Consider the following 16239-nt stretch of genomic DNA (forward strand, 5'->3'; position numbering starts at 1 on the left):
CCTCTTACGTAATAATGGGAGAATTATAACTGCTGATCTTTAATTGTTTATTACATATTTTCAGAGTAACCATCGTAATATCATCTTTTTGTGTCACACCTTCTGTAAACTGATTTATTGAGTCGATAACAGCTTTTTCAATTTGTTCAACGTTTTCCTCTTTATGTTCTAACAATATTTGAATTAATCGGTCCTTCTGATACTGAATTCCAGTTTCATTCTGTGCTTCTACAATCCCATCGGTATAGAAGAAGACAAAGTCCTTTTCTTTAAGATGAATTTCTTTTGCTGTATATTGCTGATTTGGTAATCCACCTAACATCACTCCTGTTAGCTTTGGAAGCTCTTGTATGGTCTTCCCTTGAAAGATAAGTGGAAGGTTATGTCCTGCATTTGCATATGTCAACGTATTAGTCTTCGGGTCCCAATCTGCACAAAACACGGTTACAAATGATTTCAACGCCCTTAGATCATTACATATCGCATTATTCATCGCAGTAAGGGTTTCTCCAGGTCCGATCGTACTTTCTGCAGCACTTCGGAACGCCCCTCTTGTTAAGATCATCAGCATGGCTGCAGGGATTCCTTTCCCCATTACATCGCCTATGACAATCCGCATTTTTCCGTTTAATAATGGGTAAAAGTCGTAATAGTCTCCACCAATCAACCTGGCCGGAATCGAAACGCCTTTCACTTCTCCACTATCTAAACTAGGTGTTTGGCCGTTTAATAATGTCATTTGGATGTTGCGAGCTAAATTAATTTCTCTCTCTAACGGTTTCGTCATGCCAGCTTCTTGATCTTGTTTAGAGTTTAACTGTTTAGCACTCATTTCTCTCCCCCCTCAATGCATAATGCTTCTAATATTTTAAATATTCCCATCATTTCAAACACTTCTTCAATTGCTTCATTATAATTAGCAATTCTTAAAGGAATTTGTTTATCATTCGCCAGATAAATTGATTCTAGAATTGCACCAATGCCTGTAGAATCCACAAAATCTACTTCTTTTAAGTCAATGACTAACTTTTGGGTGTGTTCTTTAATAGTTTGTAAATAGTCATTTAATAATTGAATGCTTGCAATGTCTAAATCACCCTTTAGCAATAACCTCGTTTGTGTACCTTCCTCTATTCGATTAACTACTAAGCCCATTACTTCCTCTCCCCTTTGCATCTCGCTCTACTATCAACCGGCTTGCTACCGAAAATAGCACATTAGATATTGACCAATAACAAGGTATCAATTATATTAAACTTATTCATGGATTATACAATCATTGTAAAACCTTATTTTTCGGGGCACATGTGACAAGTAGCTTTGAACCGATTGGGGATGTATAAAGAAGCACATTTTCTGCGATTTTCAAGACTAATTTGAAGCCTTGTCCAAGGGATTTCTTTGTTGAGTAGCCTGCCATTAATATCGTATTTGGCAAATCTTCAAGTGAAAAACCACGTCCATAGTCTTCTACTATCATTTTGTAGTAACCATTATCCTCTATAAAGGTGAGAATACCTTTATCTGCATGTTTAATAACATTGGTAGCTATTTCAGAAATCACTAAACAAATACTCATAATCCGTATTGAATCGATGCCTTGCTCTATTAAAATCACTTTTGCTCTTTCCCGGCAAGATCCGATGTCTGACATCTCAAGTATCTCGTGTTTAAATAATACTTCCCCGGTTGAATGTGCGTTTATTTCCTTATTATCCGCTAACAAAAATTGCTTTTGTGTTGCCGCATACATAACATCTCGATAAACCTTCCATTTTTCAAAAAACTCTATCGAGGAATGACGTTCCCCCGTGTAATAGTATTCTGTGTGATATTCTTCAAAAACTTTAATTAATACGCGGCGAATGTCTTCTGATATAGGAAGCAGCCTTGTTTGCTGCCATATATTTTCTTTATTTTCGATTGCTTCATATAACCATTCAGCAATTTTCAATGTGTTTCTCCATTCATCTTTCGGATTCGATGAAAAGGCCTGAAAAAATAGCTCCTCACAATCCTCTGGTTCAAAATTCAACAATCGTGCAATTCGATTCGCAATTGTACCGATTGCAGCCTTCTCCTTAGCTGTTTTCAATGAAAAGTCGAACTCATTAATTCGAGACTTCTTTTCCTTTAAAGGGGAGAAAATATTTTTAATCAAACTCATTAGGGTGCCCTCCCTTCGTTAATAAAAAAGATTTATCCCGAATGAGGATAAATCTTTCAATCCTTCTTCGGTAACCCGGCTGCCATACATTTATGTAAGGCCCGTGGCTTTGCGTCCATATCTTTCGACTATGTTTGCGATTAACGGAAGTAATCATATAGTTCTTAAGATTTATACTTAACACTATTTTCACATAGGTAATGTTAACTACTTTTATAATAGCAGTTTTTTCGTCAAATGGAAATATAATTATCAAAAAATGTTCACAAATATTTGTTATATATCTTGACAATTGAATTATCATCACATTTTTTGTTCTTTAAATTAGAGCCAATAAAAAATTTAGTATTGATATTATAGAAATTTTTCACTTTCTTGTAAAAAACAAATTCCATTTTTATTAAGAAAATAGTAATATTAAGTTGTACATACAAGATTTTTCATCATTGATAATGGAATAACACAAGGTCTATAGAAGCATATTTTCCCTATTTCATCTATGTAATTCAACCCGGTTAAATTATTATAATTTATAGTTTTATATGCCACTCCAATAATTTCGAACGGGGGGATTTATGAATGGAATTTATGATATACATTGAAGAATTGTTAACAAATAAGAATTCTTCATGTCATAAAGAGCATATAAGCTTATTTCGTACACTATTTGAATACCATCCAGATGTCCTTTTTATTTTAAGTACTAAAGGAAAAATTTTAGCTACAAATCGAATCAGAGCTGGAATTGAAGAAAAGGAGGTACTCAATTCCTTTTACCTCGATTACATTCCTGAAAATTACAAGGTGCAAGCTTCAAATAGTTTTTCGAAAACAATAAACGGAGCCACACAACATTTTATACTTGATATCCTTCATAAAAATGGTATTAAATTCAAGACACGAGTCTCCTATTTTCCAATTTGGCTTCGAGGTGAAGTGATTGGCATTTTAGGAGTTAGTCATGATTTAAGCAAATTAGAGGAAACAGAACAAACATTATTCAAAACACAAAATTATTTAGAATCAATTGCAAAAACAGCCAATGTCGGGAGCTGGGATTATGATGTTGTTGAAGATGAAGCATTTTGGTCACAGCAAATGTATGAAATTGTCGGTGCAGACTTAGATTTTATACCAACAATGAATAACTTTTTGCAACTCGTTCATGAAGAGGATCGTAAGAAGGTAGAAAATGTTGTTAAAAATGCGATTAAGTTAGGGGAAAGCTACTCAGTTGAGTATCGAATTATTCATTTAAAAACAAATGAAGTCCGTTATTTTTATTCACAAGGCAGTCCTTCATTTGATGAAAATAGATCCGTTGTACGATTGATCGGAACGATGTTTGATATTACTTCAAATACAGAAATGGCTTTGAAGCTTAAAGAAAGTGAAAAACGAATTCAAGATATTTACCAAAACTTAGACTTAGGTGTTTGGTCTGTATCATTAACCGACGATAAAAAAATGCATATATCCTCAAAGGTTGAAAAAATTTGCGGCTATCAAAAAGAAGAGTTTATGAACAGTGAATTAAATTGGGTTGATTTAATTCATCCAGATGACCGTGAACAATTTCAAATGAACCAGCAAAAACTTTTCTTAAATAAACCTTTACGACATTTTTATAGAATCATACACAAAAACGGTAATATTGTCTGGATTCATGACTATACTACACCCTACATCAATAAAGAAGGAGAGCTTGTTCGTTTAGATGGTTTAATTATTGACATTACGAAGCAAAAAGAAGCAGAAGAGAAAATAACGTTCTATGCTTATCATGATTCACTTACAGGTTTACCTAATAGGAGGAATCTAGATGAGCATTTTACTGAGCGGATTTTGAATAAGTTACCTTTTACAGTTATGTATATGGATATTGATCGATTAAAAATAATCAATGATACTTTTAGTTATTTAGCAGGTGATCAAGCTTTAATGATTGTCGCTGAACGTATAAAAGAATGTTTAAGCGGAGATATGTTTCTTTCAAGAATTGGTGGAGACGAATTTGTGCTCATATCTTCAATAACTTCACAACATGATTCGCACACTTTAGCAAAACAAATTCTCAGAAAGATTGAAGAGCCTTTTGAAATTGGAGGTCATGAAATTAATTTAACAATTAGTATTGGAATAAGCTCTTTCCCAATTAATGGTGACAACGCCCAACTCCTATTAAAGAACGCGAATCTTGCCCTTAATGAAGCAAAGAAACTTGGCAGGAATATGCATTTAGATTTTAATTCCTCCATGGCCGGCTTCTCTGACACTTTGCTGATTGAACGTGAATTAAAACAAGCTCTTAAAAAGAAGCAATTTGAAGTGCATTATCAACCAAGGATAGATACTAAAAGTCAGAAGGTAATCGCAGCCGAAGCACTTATTCGTTGGAAGCATCCGGAGCTTGGCATGATTTCACCAGGTTTATTCATTCCTATAGCCGAAGAAAATGGTTTGATTCATAATATTACTGAATTTGTAATTGAAACTGTATGTAAACAACTAAAACAATGGACAAATGACGGTTATAACCTAACCATTTCTATAAACGTTTCTACAAGAAGCTTTTTAAGGAAAGATTTTACTAACAAAGTCATGTATTTAATTGAAAAAACAGGAGTAACCCCTCCCCTATTAGAAATGGAAATTACAGAAACATCGATCCTCCTAGACAAACAAGCTGTCGAATCAACGATCGATACACTAAAACAGTATGGAATCAAAATTGCACTAGATGATTTTGGTACAGGTTATTCTTCATTAACACATTTAAAAAGGTTGCAGATTGATACACTGAAAATAGATCGCTCCTTTATAAACGAAATTGGTAAAGAAAATAGAGTTGACATTATTACAACCGCAATTCTTCAGCTGGCAAAAAATTTAGGTATTGAAAGTGTAGCAGAAGGCGTTGAAACAGCTGAACAATTTGAGAAATTAGCTGAGCAAAACTGTGATCAAATACAAGGCTATTATTTTAGTAAGCCCTTATGTGCAGAAGAATTTTCTCGTATTCTTACTGGTGAGCTTTCTCTTATAAATTAAATAATAAAATGAAAAGAATGAACCCCATTAATCTGATGGGTTCATTCTTTTTTTAGGAAAACAGCGATTTATTTAGTAGATATTACTAGATTTACATTATATTTTACACTATAATTACTTTGTTAATAAATTAAAAGTCCTAGTTATTTCAGAGAGGAGATATATCTATGAAACAATTTACCTTAAAAAACAAGAGCATTAGCTTTAAATATTCTCTCGCTTTTCTAATAAGTGTTGTCTTGTTTTTTATTTCCACAGGTATCGTTTACTTTAAAATGCATGATGTATCTGAGGCACTTGATGCGTTAAATCGTCGAAGTGAACGATCAGTTCAATTAACCGAAATGGGCTCTCTAATACGAACAAAAGATGTGAGAGTTGCTAATTATGTAATTTATGGTACAAAAGACATTATCAAAGAATATCAATCAAAGAATGAACAGTTGAAGCTGTTAAAAGAACAAGTCGCAAAACGTTTAGATACGCAAGAACAACAACAGTTACTTGATGCAATTGTTGCAAAAAATGCAAAATTCGATTCTATTTTCGAGGAAAAAATCATACCTTCAGTCGATCGTGGGCAGAAAGCACAATATGTATTAGCAAGAAAAGAAGCAGATGATCTAAGAGGTGAAATTGTAAACCTATTTGAAGAACTCAATGAAACAGTTGAAGCTGAGAGAATAGCAGCAGGAAAATTTGCAAAAGACAAATTAAAAGAAACAATTGCTACTCTCCTTCTATCAATTGTAATAACAGTCATCCTTGGAACGATCACCCTGAGAGTTATTAATCGCTTAGTCACTCCATACATAAGAAAAGTGGTACATATGGCAGATGAAATCTCTCATAACAACCTTCAAGTTGAAGCCATTTCTTATAATGGCAGAGATGAAATTGGACAGCTTGCTTTAGCAATAAATAATATGAAAGAAAACTTACGAAATGTCGTGTATTCCGTTTCTCAAGCATCACAGTTAGTTTCCAGCCAAAGTGAAGAATTAACGCAATCTTCAAATGAGGTGACCGAAGGAAGTCGTCAAATTTCAGTGGCGATGAATGAAGTTTCTACAGGTGCTGAAGCTCAGGCAACTAGTGTAGCTGAATTAGCTGAGTCAATGGATGGTTTTATAAAGAAAATACACATTGCCCAACAAAATGGTCAATCGGTAGCATCCTCTTCAAAAGAAGTAATGGATATGACAAATACAGGAAGCAACCTTATGCAAACATCTATCCAACAAATGAAGCAGATCAGTGAAATGGTAAACGAAACTGTAAACAAAGTACAAGGACTTAATAAACAATCAAAAGAAATTTCAAAGCTTGTACAAATGATAAAAGATATTTCCGACCAAACAAATCTACTTGCCTTGAATGCTGCGATTGAAGCTGCTAGAGCTGGTGAACATGGAAAAGGCTTTGCGGTTGTCGCAGACGAAGTGCGCAAACTTGCTGAACAAGTATCTGATTCTGTCTTTGATATCACGAATATTGTAGAAAATATTCAAGGTGAATCGAATGAGGTAGTTGATGCATTACAAGAAGGGCACGAGCAAGTACATACAGGAACAGAACAAATCAATAAAACCGGCGAAACTTTTGTTACTATATCCCAAATGATTGCTGAAATGACAGGACAAATAAATCATATTTCCCAGTCTTTACTGGATGTTACAAGCAGCAGTGAAGAAATTAATCATACAATTAGTGAAATAGCATCTGTTTCTGAGCAATCTGCAGCCTCAGTTGAAGAAACAAGTGCTTCTATCGAACAAACAGGAAGCTCTATGGAGGAAATTGCAAGAAGTGCCGGCGAATTATCCCGTTTAGCAGAGGACTTAAATAGTCAAATCAAACAATTTAACATGTAATTTTTTCAAAAAATGCTTATCAATTAGGTGCATTATTCAACTACATCTCATTTAAGACACCTCCGCAAACTTTTAACCCCATAAACATGCCTATTAAGGTTTGTTTATGGGGTTAAATATTAATGACTTACTAATTACACCACAGGCAATTCGGTTGCCAGCATCACCGGATCGTTGGGATTTATAATCATCAGCTCATTCATAAGTGCTTAGTGGTGTCCCACCTTCTTTTCACAATGAGTTCACTTCTTCATTCATCGCTAGCATCTATATGATTTAAATGTCTACCTGTCGATAATATTTATATTATCAATACAGTATGTGAAATTTCTTATGTTCGTTGTTAGATTATTACCTTTATCCCCCATCTAAAGTTATATTTACACAATAAAAAAAGGGTTCTTTACCTTCTTCATGAATTACTAAATAAAAGGAAAGGAGCTAACATCATGCTTCGAATCATTATATTGCTATTATTTGTATTATTTTCAACTAACTTACACATTCAGGCTACAACTACTCAAGATGTTTCGATTTTGATTAATGGTGAAAAGCAAAACTACCTCCAACCGCCTATTATTAAAAATAACCGCACTCTTGTACCGTTTCGCCACATATTCGAATCATTAGGTGCAGATGTCAGCTGGAATGCAGAAGAAGAACGTATTTCAGCTACCAAAGATGACACAACCATGCAACTTATACTCCACTCAACTGCAGCCGTAATAAACAATCGCCATTACGAACTTGATACCGCTCCCGAACTAATCAATAATGGAACAACGATGGTTCCGCTCCGTTTTGTCAGTGAAACACTGGGAGCAGATGTGACATGGAATAATGAACATAAAATGATTATTATAAATGATTTACCTAAGCGACAAAGTGAAATAAAAAAGAAATGGCATGACTTACAACCTTCCTTTGATGAAGAACCTTATTTAGAAACACCACGTTATCAAGCACCATTTAAAGCCGGCACATTGAAAAATGAATTTTTACAGGATGGATTGAAAATGGCCAATTTTGTAAGGTATTTAGCTGGGTTACCTGACGACTTAATATTGGATGAAGCATTGAATAGAAAAGCTCAACACGGAGCTGTCTTAACAAAAGCAAATGGCTTGCTTTCTCATTATCCGACCAAACCGAATGGGATGACAGACGAATTTTTCAAACAGGCTTATAAAGCAGCAAGCAGCAGTAACTTAGGGATTGGGTATTCAAATATTGCAGATAGTATTAAAAGAGGCTATATGAGAGACCGTGAGGAAGAAAATGTCGACCGCTTAGGTCATAGGAGATGGATTTTAAATCCTCCATTAAAAAAAGTAGGCTTTGGCTATGCATATGAAGCTACAGCAATGGCAGTTTTTGACCGAAGTCGAGAGGAAAGGTTCGATTATGATCAAATTCTTTGGCCAAACAAAGAAGCTTTTCCTAGTGAATTCTTTAACAGTAGTGATCCATGGTCTGTTTCCTTAAATCCTAACAAATATGAAAAACCGCTCCTGGATGAAGTAGTTGTGAAACTCAAAAATATTCGTACACAGCAAGCATGGACATTTGACAAAAATGATAATACTTTTATGAAAGGTTCCGAATACTTCCACATTAACAATGACTATTACGGTGTACCATACTGCATTATTTTTAAACCGAATAACATTGATTATTATAGTGATGAATATGAAGTAACCATTAATGGAGTGAAAAATATTAATGGCGAAGAGGAAATCATTCGGTATTATGTGAATTTTTTTAATTGACGAATTGTAATATTAAGTGCAACACCTGAACTTTAGGGTAAAAAAATAACCCATGGCAACCTCGTGTATAATGTTGATTACCACACCAAACATCACACGGAGGAATTGTCATGAGTTATCAACATCTTACCACATTTGACCGAGCACGTATAGAAACCTTGAAAGCTGAAGGTAAATCGATTCGAGATATTGCCATACAGCTAAAGCGCAGTCCATCCACTATCTCCAGAGAAGTTAGACGAAATCAGGTGGGAGATACTTATCAATCTGAGCTAGCCCATGACACGTATCAAACCCGTCGAGAGAATTGTGGTCGGATCGGGAAATGGTCTGAAGAAATGGCTGCGACAATTAACGAGAAATTGCAGGCTACATGGTCTCCAGAACAAATTGTGGGTCGTCTATTCCAAGGGTTCCTGAGCTTTAAAACGCTTTACCGGTGGATCTACACTGGGAAATTGAACGAAGGAGACCTCAACGTACTCCGACAAAAAGGAAAACGGCAGAAACCAAAGGAAACTCGTGGCCGATTTAACGTTGGCACATCTATCAATAAACGTCCCAAAGAGGTTCGAAAACGGTCCACGTTCGGCCACTGGGAACTCGACAGTGTTGTTTCCAGTCGAGGAAACAGTAAGGGGTGTCTAGCCACTTTTGTCGAGAGGAAAACCCGTTGGTATCACGCCATTAAAATGCCTAATCGCACAGCTGCGTCTATGGAAAAGGCTATTCGTCTTCTTGAAGGGCAACTCCCCATGGAGCTTTTCAAACCGCGACTGTGGATCGCGGAAAAGAGTTTTCGTGTTATAGAACCATTGAGGAAGAACTTGAGATTGATGTGTATTTCGCTGATCCTTACTCTTCGTGGCAACGCGGGAGTAATGAGAACGCGAATGGACTCATTCGTGAATTCTTCCCCAAGAAAACCGACTTAGCTAAAGTAACTGATTACGAACTAGTTGGAGCGTTGTCTTTTATTAATCGCAGACCACGAAAGTGCCTTGAATGGAAATCAGCACACGAAGCGTTTCAGGAAGAACTGTTGCACTTAATTTGACAAACCGTCAATTTAAAAGAATGATTGTGATACAGCTCACTTCACTATACTTCTACCTCATATATAGTAAAAATAAGAAATAACCTATGAGGTGATGACAATGAGAGAAATTACATTACAAACAACTGTATCTGAAATCGTGTCCATCGTTCCACATACAAGTGATTTATTCCGACAATTACGAATTGACTTTTGCTGCGGAGGTAAAATTTCATTAGCAGAAGCTGCGCAAATGCGACAACTTGACAGTGAGCAAGTGTTAGCCTCTGTACTGGATATTGCAGAAAAGAGTGAAGGAAATGCAGAAGTGGAGCCTACTTCTTATTCTCCGAAAAAATTGATTGAACATATTGAAAGCAAACATCATGCCTATTTGCGAGAAGAGTTTCAACAGCTGACACCATATGTAACCAAAGTTGCTCGTGTACATGGTGAGCGTCATCCGCATTTACTTCGTATTCAAGAAATCTATTCAAACTTGAAACACGATTTACTTGAACATACGGATGAGGAAGAACAAATTGTATTTCCATTGATTAATAAGTATGTAGACAACCCAAGTGAAGCAAATCGCTTTAACCTTCTTCCTTATCTAACAGACCTTGAGCAAGACCATGAAAACGCTGGGGACCTCTTGAAGGAATTGCGTGAGATTACAAACGACTTTGAACCTCCATTTGATGCTTGCGGCACATACAGACTTGTATACAGTCGGCTTGCGATGCTTGAAAAAGATACCTTTGAGCATATTTACTTAGAAAATCATGTTTTATTCGACAATGTACGTAAAATGGTTTTATCTTAATGCTAAATAGAAAAAAGTCAACTGCTTCCTTAACTGTTAGAAGCCGCTGACTTTTTTACTGTTCCACTCCATATTTATTAGCCACCGATATAAGACATTTCAATTTTCCTTTTCTTTCTTTTTCGATGTTTCATTCGTTCATCTGAATAACGGTCGGAACGATGATTCCATACATCTGAAATGGCGTGGAGCAATTCGTCGTCACTTGCTCCTGAACGAAGCATCTCTTTCAAATCAAATCCACTATTTGCAAATAAGCATGTAAAAAACTTACCATCAGAAGAGATTCTTGCTCGTGTACATGTCGAACAAAATGACTCCGACACAGAAGTAATAAAACCAACTTCTGTTCCCGTGCCAACATGGCGATAACGTTGAGCCACTTCTCCATAGTAAGCTGGTTCAACTGGCTCTAATGTATACCTTTCTGCAATTGTTTCATAGATTTGTTTCTTCGTTACGACCTTATCCATTTCCCAGCCGTTTGCATTACCAACATCCATAAATTCAATAAACCGTAAGTTGATGCCTTTCTTATAAAAGTAATCGACCATTGGGAGAATTTGATGCTCATTAACACCTTTTTGTACGACCATATTTATTTTTATATCAAACCCAAGTTTTCTTACATAATCAATGTTATTTAAGACGTATTTCGGAGTGACTCCCCGCCCGTTCATTTCACTAAAAAGCTCAGGGTCAATCGCATCAAGACTAATATTTAATCGACGCAAGCCTGCTTCGTAAAGGGCTTTTCCGTGTTGACGAAGGTAAATGCCATTTGTCGTTAATCCAATATCTTCCATCCCTAACTTCATTAATTTCTTCACTAACAAGTCAACATCTTTACGCACTAATGGTTCTCCACCAGTAATACGAAGTTTTTTTACACCTAAGGAGATATATAATTTTGCCAGCCTTTCTATTTCTTCAAATGTAAGCAATTCTTCTTTTGGCAGAAAATTAAAATCAGGTCCAAATATTTCCTTTGGCATACAGTAACTGCAACGGAAATTGCAACGGTCTGTAATTGAAATCCTTAAATCTCGTAAAGGCCTGTCCAACATATCTGTTATGTGCTTAGCTGTCATTTCATATCATTCCTTTATAAGCTAATCATTTAGCGAAGCGGGCGGTTGATATTTTGAAAGGCTTCCCCTCCATTCTTTGCGATGGACTGTTCTGAAAGCCATTTTACGTTAAGCGATTGTAGCAACTTCATCATCTTTCTCTCTCTATTCCGTAATTGTTGTAAAATAATTGCTTCTGCTCGCTTATGATAGGCACCAACTAACGGGTGTCGCTTTTCTTCTCCTCTTACTAATACAGCATCACTATTTGTATGAAGCTCTGCTTTCACTCGAGTCATAATTTCACTTGTTATAAACGGCATATCACACGGTAACACCATATACCAATCAGCTTCTTGGGCACTCATCACTGCATGAATCCCTGCTAATGGGCCATCTCCCTTAAATGCTTTCTCATCCTCAATAACCGTTAAGTGTTTTGGAAACTGTTTTGTGATGGCGGGATGGCTAACAATTGTAATGGTTTCACAGTTTTGTTGAAGGGCTTGTATTGCATATTCATAGAAATAAGCTCCGTCATATTTTGCAAAAGCTTTTGGCGAACCGAATCGTCGGGACTCTCCTCCTGCTAAAATAATCCCTGCTACTAACGATGCTTTATTCATTGCTTTCCCCTAAAAGGTAGGTTCGTTAACGTTTTCAGATATATTTGATACTTAGTAGTCATGTTCTATCCTCCGCTCACTGGCGGAATAAAAGCGACGGTGTCACCTTGTTGGATCATTTCTTGTTTTGTCGCATATTCTTCATTAATTGCCACCATTAAGTGCTTTGTTGAAATGGTTGGGTAAGAGTTATGAAGCCAGTTCAATGCCTCTTGAACGGTTAGCGACTGAAATGGTATTTCTTCACTTTGTTTTCCTGTCTTCTCTCTTAAGCTCGCAAAATAATACAGTTGAATCATATCTTATCAACCCCTTCCGGCCGTCCTGTTGGATAGGCTGTACGTTCACGTTGGTCTCCAATCCATTCTTCACCGTTTTCCCACTTTTCTTTCTTCCAAATAGGTACCATTTCTTTAATTCGCTCGATGGCATATTCATTTGCTTCATATGCTGCTTTTCGATGTGGGGACGATACGGCGATAATGACAGCAATATCTGAAATTTCAAGTACACCGATACGATGAGAAATGGCAACTTTTGTCCCCGGCCACTTTCCTACAATCTCATTGCCGATTTGCGCTAATTTCTTTTCAGCCATCGGAATATATGCCTCGTATTCAAGAAATAGCGTACGCTTGCCTTTTGTCCATTCACGCACTGTGCCGATAAAATGAGTAACTGCTCCAGCACCCGGGTGAAGGACCTTTTCGAGCATGACATTTAATTCGAGCGGTTGATTTGTTATTTCATATAGCTTCATAGCATTTCCCCCCGAATATAATTAATAAACCATTCTGTATAGGCTTCCTCTTGTTCATATGAAAATACTGGACATGAAAAGTTCATCAAAAAAGGTAAATGAGTAATAATTGCTACAATATTAGTTAAGTGTTGCAGCTGCTCCCACTCTTCTCGGTTACGGATAATCACAACCTTTGGAAAGGCAGCCTGTTTATATCCCTCTATTAAAATAAGAGAAGGTTCAACTATTTGGTAGAATGCAATCATTTGGTCCAAGGTGATATTTTTCTTTTTCAAGAGAAGTTGAATAACACCATCGCCTTCTACCAATGACGCTGTTGCCCCGCTTTTGAAAAACGATACACTATCTGTCTTTTCCTCACCGAGCGAAGGAGCCCCGCCATGACCGTGGTGCTTAATTGCTCCTACCTCCCAGCCAAGCGTTTCACAGCAAGAAATCCATTTTCGCATCAACGTTGACTTCCCGCTTTTTTTATACCCGACGATTTGTAACACTGGTGGTCCTACAGCTGCCATACTGCGCTTCCTTCTTCAATACCAAGCATTAAAACATCTACTTCATTTCCCTTTACAAATCCCCGCGTTCCACTTGGTAACACAATAAAAGCATTTGAACGAGCGAGAGAGGATACGGCATTTGATTTATTGAAACCAGCAGGAACAACATATTGTCCCTGTTCATCTGCCCAATAAATGGCCCGAATAAAACGTGTAAAGGGGTTTGCTTTTTTGAAATCTTCTAACAGCGTTGCTTTTTGATAAGGTAAATAAGGTTTTGACGCTTGCATCATTTTCAAAAGTGCAGTACGTGCATATAGTTCAAATCCGACGAAACAAGCTGATGGGTTTCCTGATAAACCAAAGAGCAACTTTCCTTCTACATGTGCGACAGTTGTAACACTGCCTGGACGCATCGCGATTTTATTAAAAAGGACGTCAGCATTTAATCGTTCATAAATCGCTGGTAAATAATCATAATCGCCGACTGATACGCCACCAGTCGTTATTAGCGCGTCAACTTTATCTAAAGCAGACTGAACTTGTGTAAAACATAAATCTTCATCATCATGCAACTTACCAAAATCAAGTACTCTTACGCCCGTTCGTTTTAGTTGCGCTCGAATCATTGCTCCATTGCTGTTGCGAATTTTTCCAGGTTCTAATGGCTCATCTACTTCAACAAGCTCAGAACCAGTCGCAAAAACACCAACCGTTGGAATTTTGCTTACTTCCACCTTTGCATAGCCAAAGGTTGCTAGTAAGGCAATCACGCCTGGATGAATATAAGCACCTTCTTCAATCAGTACTTCTCCTTTTTTTGCATCTTCACCCTGCATTGACACATTTTCATTTTTCTTGAAAGGCTTTTGAATGCTAAAGTATTGACCATCTGATCGTTCTTCCTCTTTCGTCACTTCAAACATAACAACAGCATCTGCATTTTCAGGTATTTGCGCTCCGGTCATAATTCTTACTGCCTCGTTTGCTTGCAGCCATTGAGAAGAAACGTCTCCAGCTCCGATATGATCGATAACTTTAAAGGTTACACGATTACTTGAAGAGGCTCCTTCTGAGTCGACAGAGCGGATAGCAAACCCATCGTATGGAGAACGGTTGAATGGCGGAACGTTATGGGTTGCGATAATTGGTTCTGCCAAAGTCCTGCCATATGCCTCATCTAAAGGAATATCTTCTGTCCCGGTTGCTCTAACTGTTTGCACCACCTTTTCTATCGCTTCTGAAACAGGAATAGGTTTTCTTCTGCTTATCATCCTACCTCTCCTCTCTTTCTTCTATGTATCATTTTTTATCCATGATATAATAGTCTCCAACTCTTTCAAAAAGGTGTGACATCATGGCGAAATTCACGCATTTTAATGACCAAGGCCGGGCAAAAATGGTTGATATTTCGGATAAACAAATAACGTCTCGAACTGCAATTGCCGAATCACGTATTTCTGTAAGCAGTGCCGTCTATGAACAAATCCAGCAAGGAACCAATAAAAAAGGCGATGTGTTTGCTGTTGCCCAAGTAGCTGGTGTTATGGCAGCAAAGAAAACTTCTGATCTGATTCCGATGTGTCACCCAATCGCCCTTACAGGAGTTAATATTGATTTTGAATGGAACATATCTGTAGAAGATGAATGGTATGAAGCCATCATTACAGTAGAAGCCAAAACAAAGGGCAGTACAGGTGTTGAAATGGAAGCTTTAACTGCTGCCTCTGCTACAGCGTTAACGATTTATGATATGTGTAAGGCGATTGATAAAGAAATGACAATTGGCTCTACATATTTACGCCGTAAGACAGGCGGAAAAAGTGGAAACTATGAGCGCAAGGAATAACCCCTTGCGTTTTTCTTTCTAGTTAAGCATCCTTTTGCAGCTTTGTAGTGAACCAAAGAAAAAAGAAGGAAAGGCTAATACTTACTGCTACATAAACCCATGCAAGCGTGTCATTTCCTTTTTCAAAAGCGACATAAATAGCTGTCGGAATGGTTTGAGTTTTACCTGGGATATTACCTGCAAACATCAGTGTTGCACCAAATTCACCAATTCCACGCGTCAGGCTAAGGATAACACCTGTTAGAAGCGCTCTTTTTGAAAGCGGAAGAAAAATATGTACTAAAAAAATCCATTCTTTTTTTGTCTCCAAAACAGCAGCTTCAATCATATCCTTAGGTATCGACGTAAATCCTGATTTTGCTGATTGGTACATTAGAGGAAATGAGACAACGGCTGATGCAATAATCGCAGCATAAATAGTAAACGTCGGTGTTACATGAAAAAGTTTAAAAACATATTTTCCAATTTCTCCATTTCGTCCTAAAAGCTGTAACAGCAAAAAACCTACAACGCTAGGTGGAAGAACAAGCGGTAGCATAAAAGCCGATTCCCAGATAACCTTCCCCTTCACCTTGTAACGTGTAAATATGTAGGCTAGTAATGTACCTGTAATGAAAACAAGTACTGTAGCAATTGTGGAAACGAACAATGAAAGTTGAATTGGTTCCCAGAAATATTGATTCATAACTCCCCCTACTCTTACTCACATCA

General features: G+C 37.0%; 15 protein-coding genes, 1 pseudogene and 1 riboswitch. Of the genes and pseudogenes, 6 read left to right on the top strand and 10 right to left on the bottom strand.

All coding sequences use genetic code 11. The features are described 5' to 3' along the window. Window positions 1-4: 4 nt before the first annotated feature. The 3 genes from LC040_07185 to LC040_07195 form a co-directional block, all read right to left on the bottom strand. Entirely contained in the window at window positions 5-832 is an 828-nt protein-coding gene (locus LC040_07185) for a PP2C family protein-serine/threonine phosphatase (GenBank protein WLR52668.1), read from the bottom strand. Further along, window positions 829-1155, bottom strand: coding sequence for an STAS domain-containing protein (locus LC040_07190; protein WLR52669.1), 327 nt, complete (start codon window positions 1153-1155; stop codon window positions 829-831). Before LC040_07190 ends, LC040_07185 begins: the two co-directional genes overlap by 4 nt. A gap of 121 nt (window positions 1156-1276) precedes the next feature. Next, window positions 1277-2167: a hypothetical protein gene (locus LC040_07195; GenBank protein WLR52670.1), complete on the bottom strand. Its 891-nt coding sequence runs from the start codon at window positions 2165-2167 to the stop codon at window positions 1277-1279. 66 nt (window positions 2168-2233) lie between these two features. Further along, window positions 2234-2316: riboswitch (cyclic di-GMP riboswitch) on the bottom strand. A gap of 430 nt (window positions 2317-2746) precedes the next feature. Here LC040_07195 and LC040_07200 point away from each other — a divergent pair. The 5 genes and pseudogenes from LC040_07200 (at window position 2747) to ric (ending at window position 10723) form a co-directional block, all read left to right on the top strand. After that, window positions 2747-5218 carry an EAL domain-containing protein gene (locus LC040_07200; GenBank protein WLR52671.1) on the top strand — a complete coding sequence of 824 codons (2472 nt, stop codon included), beginning with the start codon at window positions 2747-2749 and terminating at the stop codon, window positions 5216-5218. 167 nt (window positions 5219-5385) lie between these two features. Continuing rightward, the gene (locus tag LC040_07205; protein WLR52672.1) at window positions 5386-7092 is read left to right on the top strand and encodes a methyl-accepting chemotaxis protein; all 1707 of its coding nucleotides are present in this window, start codon (window positions 5386-5388) and stop codon (window positions 7090-7092) included. 449 nt (window positions 7093-7541) lie between these two features. After that, the gene (locus tag LC040_07210; protein ID WLR52673.1) at window positions 7542-8861 is read left to right on the top strand and encodes a stalk domain-containing protein; all 1320 of its coding nucleotides are present in this window, start codon (window positions 7542-7544) and stop codon (window positions 8859-8861) included. 110 nt (window positions 8862-8971) lie between these two features. Next, window positions 8972-9918: pseudogene (locus tag LC040_07215) on the top strand (IS30 family transposase). Between the two features lie 100 nt (window positions 9919-10018). Next, window positions 10019-10723 (top strand): iron-sulfur cluster repair di-iron protein, encoded by a 705-nt coding sequence (gene ric, locus LC040_07220; protein WLR52674.1) that lies wholly within the window; start codon window positions 10019-10021, stop codon window positions 10721-10723. Window positions 10724-10800: 77 nt separating this feature from the next. On the opposite strand, the gene moaA is transcribed toward ric, so the two are convergent. The 6 genes from moaA to LC040_07250 all read right to left on the bottom strand — a co-directional run bounded on the left by moaA (window position 10801) and on the right by LC040_07250 (window position 14953). After that, window positions 10801-11814, bottom strand: coding sequence for a GTP 3',8-cyclase MoaA (moaA, locus tag LC040_07225; GenBank protein WLR52675.1), 1014 nt, complete (start codon window positions 11812-11814; stop codon window positions 10801-10803). 29 nt (window positions 11815-11843) lie between these two features. Next, entirely contained in the window at window positions 11844-12419 is a 576-nt protein-coding gene (locus LC040_07230; protein WLR52676.1) for a molybdenum cofactor guanylyltransferase, read from the bottom strand. Window positions 12420-12484: 65 nt separating this feature from the next. After that, on the bottom strand, window positions 12485-12718 hold the full coding sequence (gene moaD / locus LC040_07235; GenBank protein WLR52677.1) for a molybdopterin converting factor subunit 1: 234 nt from the start codon (window positions 12716-12718) through the stop codon (window positions 12485-12487). Beyond that, window positions 12715-13179 (bottom strand): molybdenum cofactor biosynthesis protein MoaE, encoded by a 465-nt coding sequence (locus tag LC040_07240; GenBank protein WLR52678.1) that lies wholly within the window; start codon window positions 13177-13179, stop codon window positions 12715-12717. The genes moaD and LC040_07240 overlap by 4 nt, the downstream gene beginning before the upstream one ends. Further along, complete coding sequence (gene mobB / locus LC040_07245; protein WLR52679.1) at window positions 13176-13697, bottom strand: molybdopterin-guanine dinucleotide biosynthesis protein B; 522 nt, start codon at window positions 13695-13697, stop codon at window positions 13176-13178. The genes LC040_07240 and mobB overlap by 4 nt, the downstream gene beginning before the upstream one ends. Further along, window positions 13685-14953, bottom strand: a complete 1269-nt coding sequence (locus LC040_07250; protein WLR52680.1) for a molybdopterin molybdotransferase MoeA — start codon at window positions 14951-14953, stop codon at window positions 13685-13687. The genes mobB and LC040_07250 overlap by 13 nt, the downstream gene beginning before the upstream one ends. A gap of 83 nt (window positions 14954-15036) precedes the next feature. Here LC040_07250 and moaC point away from each other — a divergent pair, with 83 nt between their 5' ends. After that, on the top strand, window positions 15037-15528 hold the full coding sequence (gene moaC / locus LC040_07255; GenBank protein WLR52681.1) for a cyclic pyranopterin monophosphate synthase MoaC: 492 nt from the start codon (window positions 15037-15039) through the stop codon (window positions 15526-15528). Between the two features lie 22 nt (window positions 15529-15550). Here moaC and modB read toward each other — a convergent pair whose 3' ends face one another. Next, window positions 15551-16213, bottom strand: coding sequence for a molybdate ABC transporter permease subunit (gene modB / locus LC040_07260; protein ID WLR52682.1), 663 nt, complete (start codon window positions 16211-16213; stop codon window positions 15551-15553). Between the last annotated feature and the right edge of the window lie 26 nt (window positions 16214-16239).

Source organism: Bacillus tianshenii (assembly GCA_020524525.2).
In the GTDB taxonomy this organism is placed as follows: Bacteria; Bacillota; Bacilli; order Bacillales; family Bacillaceae_N; genus Bacillus_AV.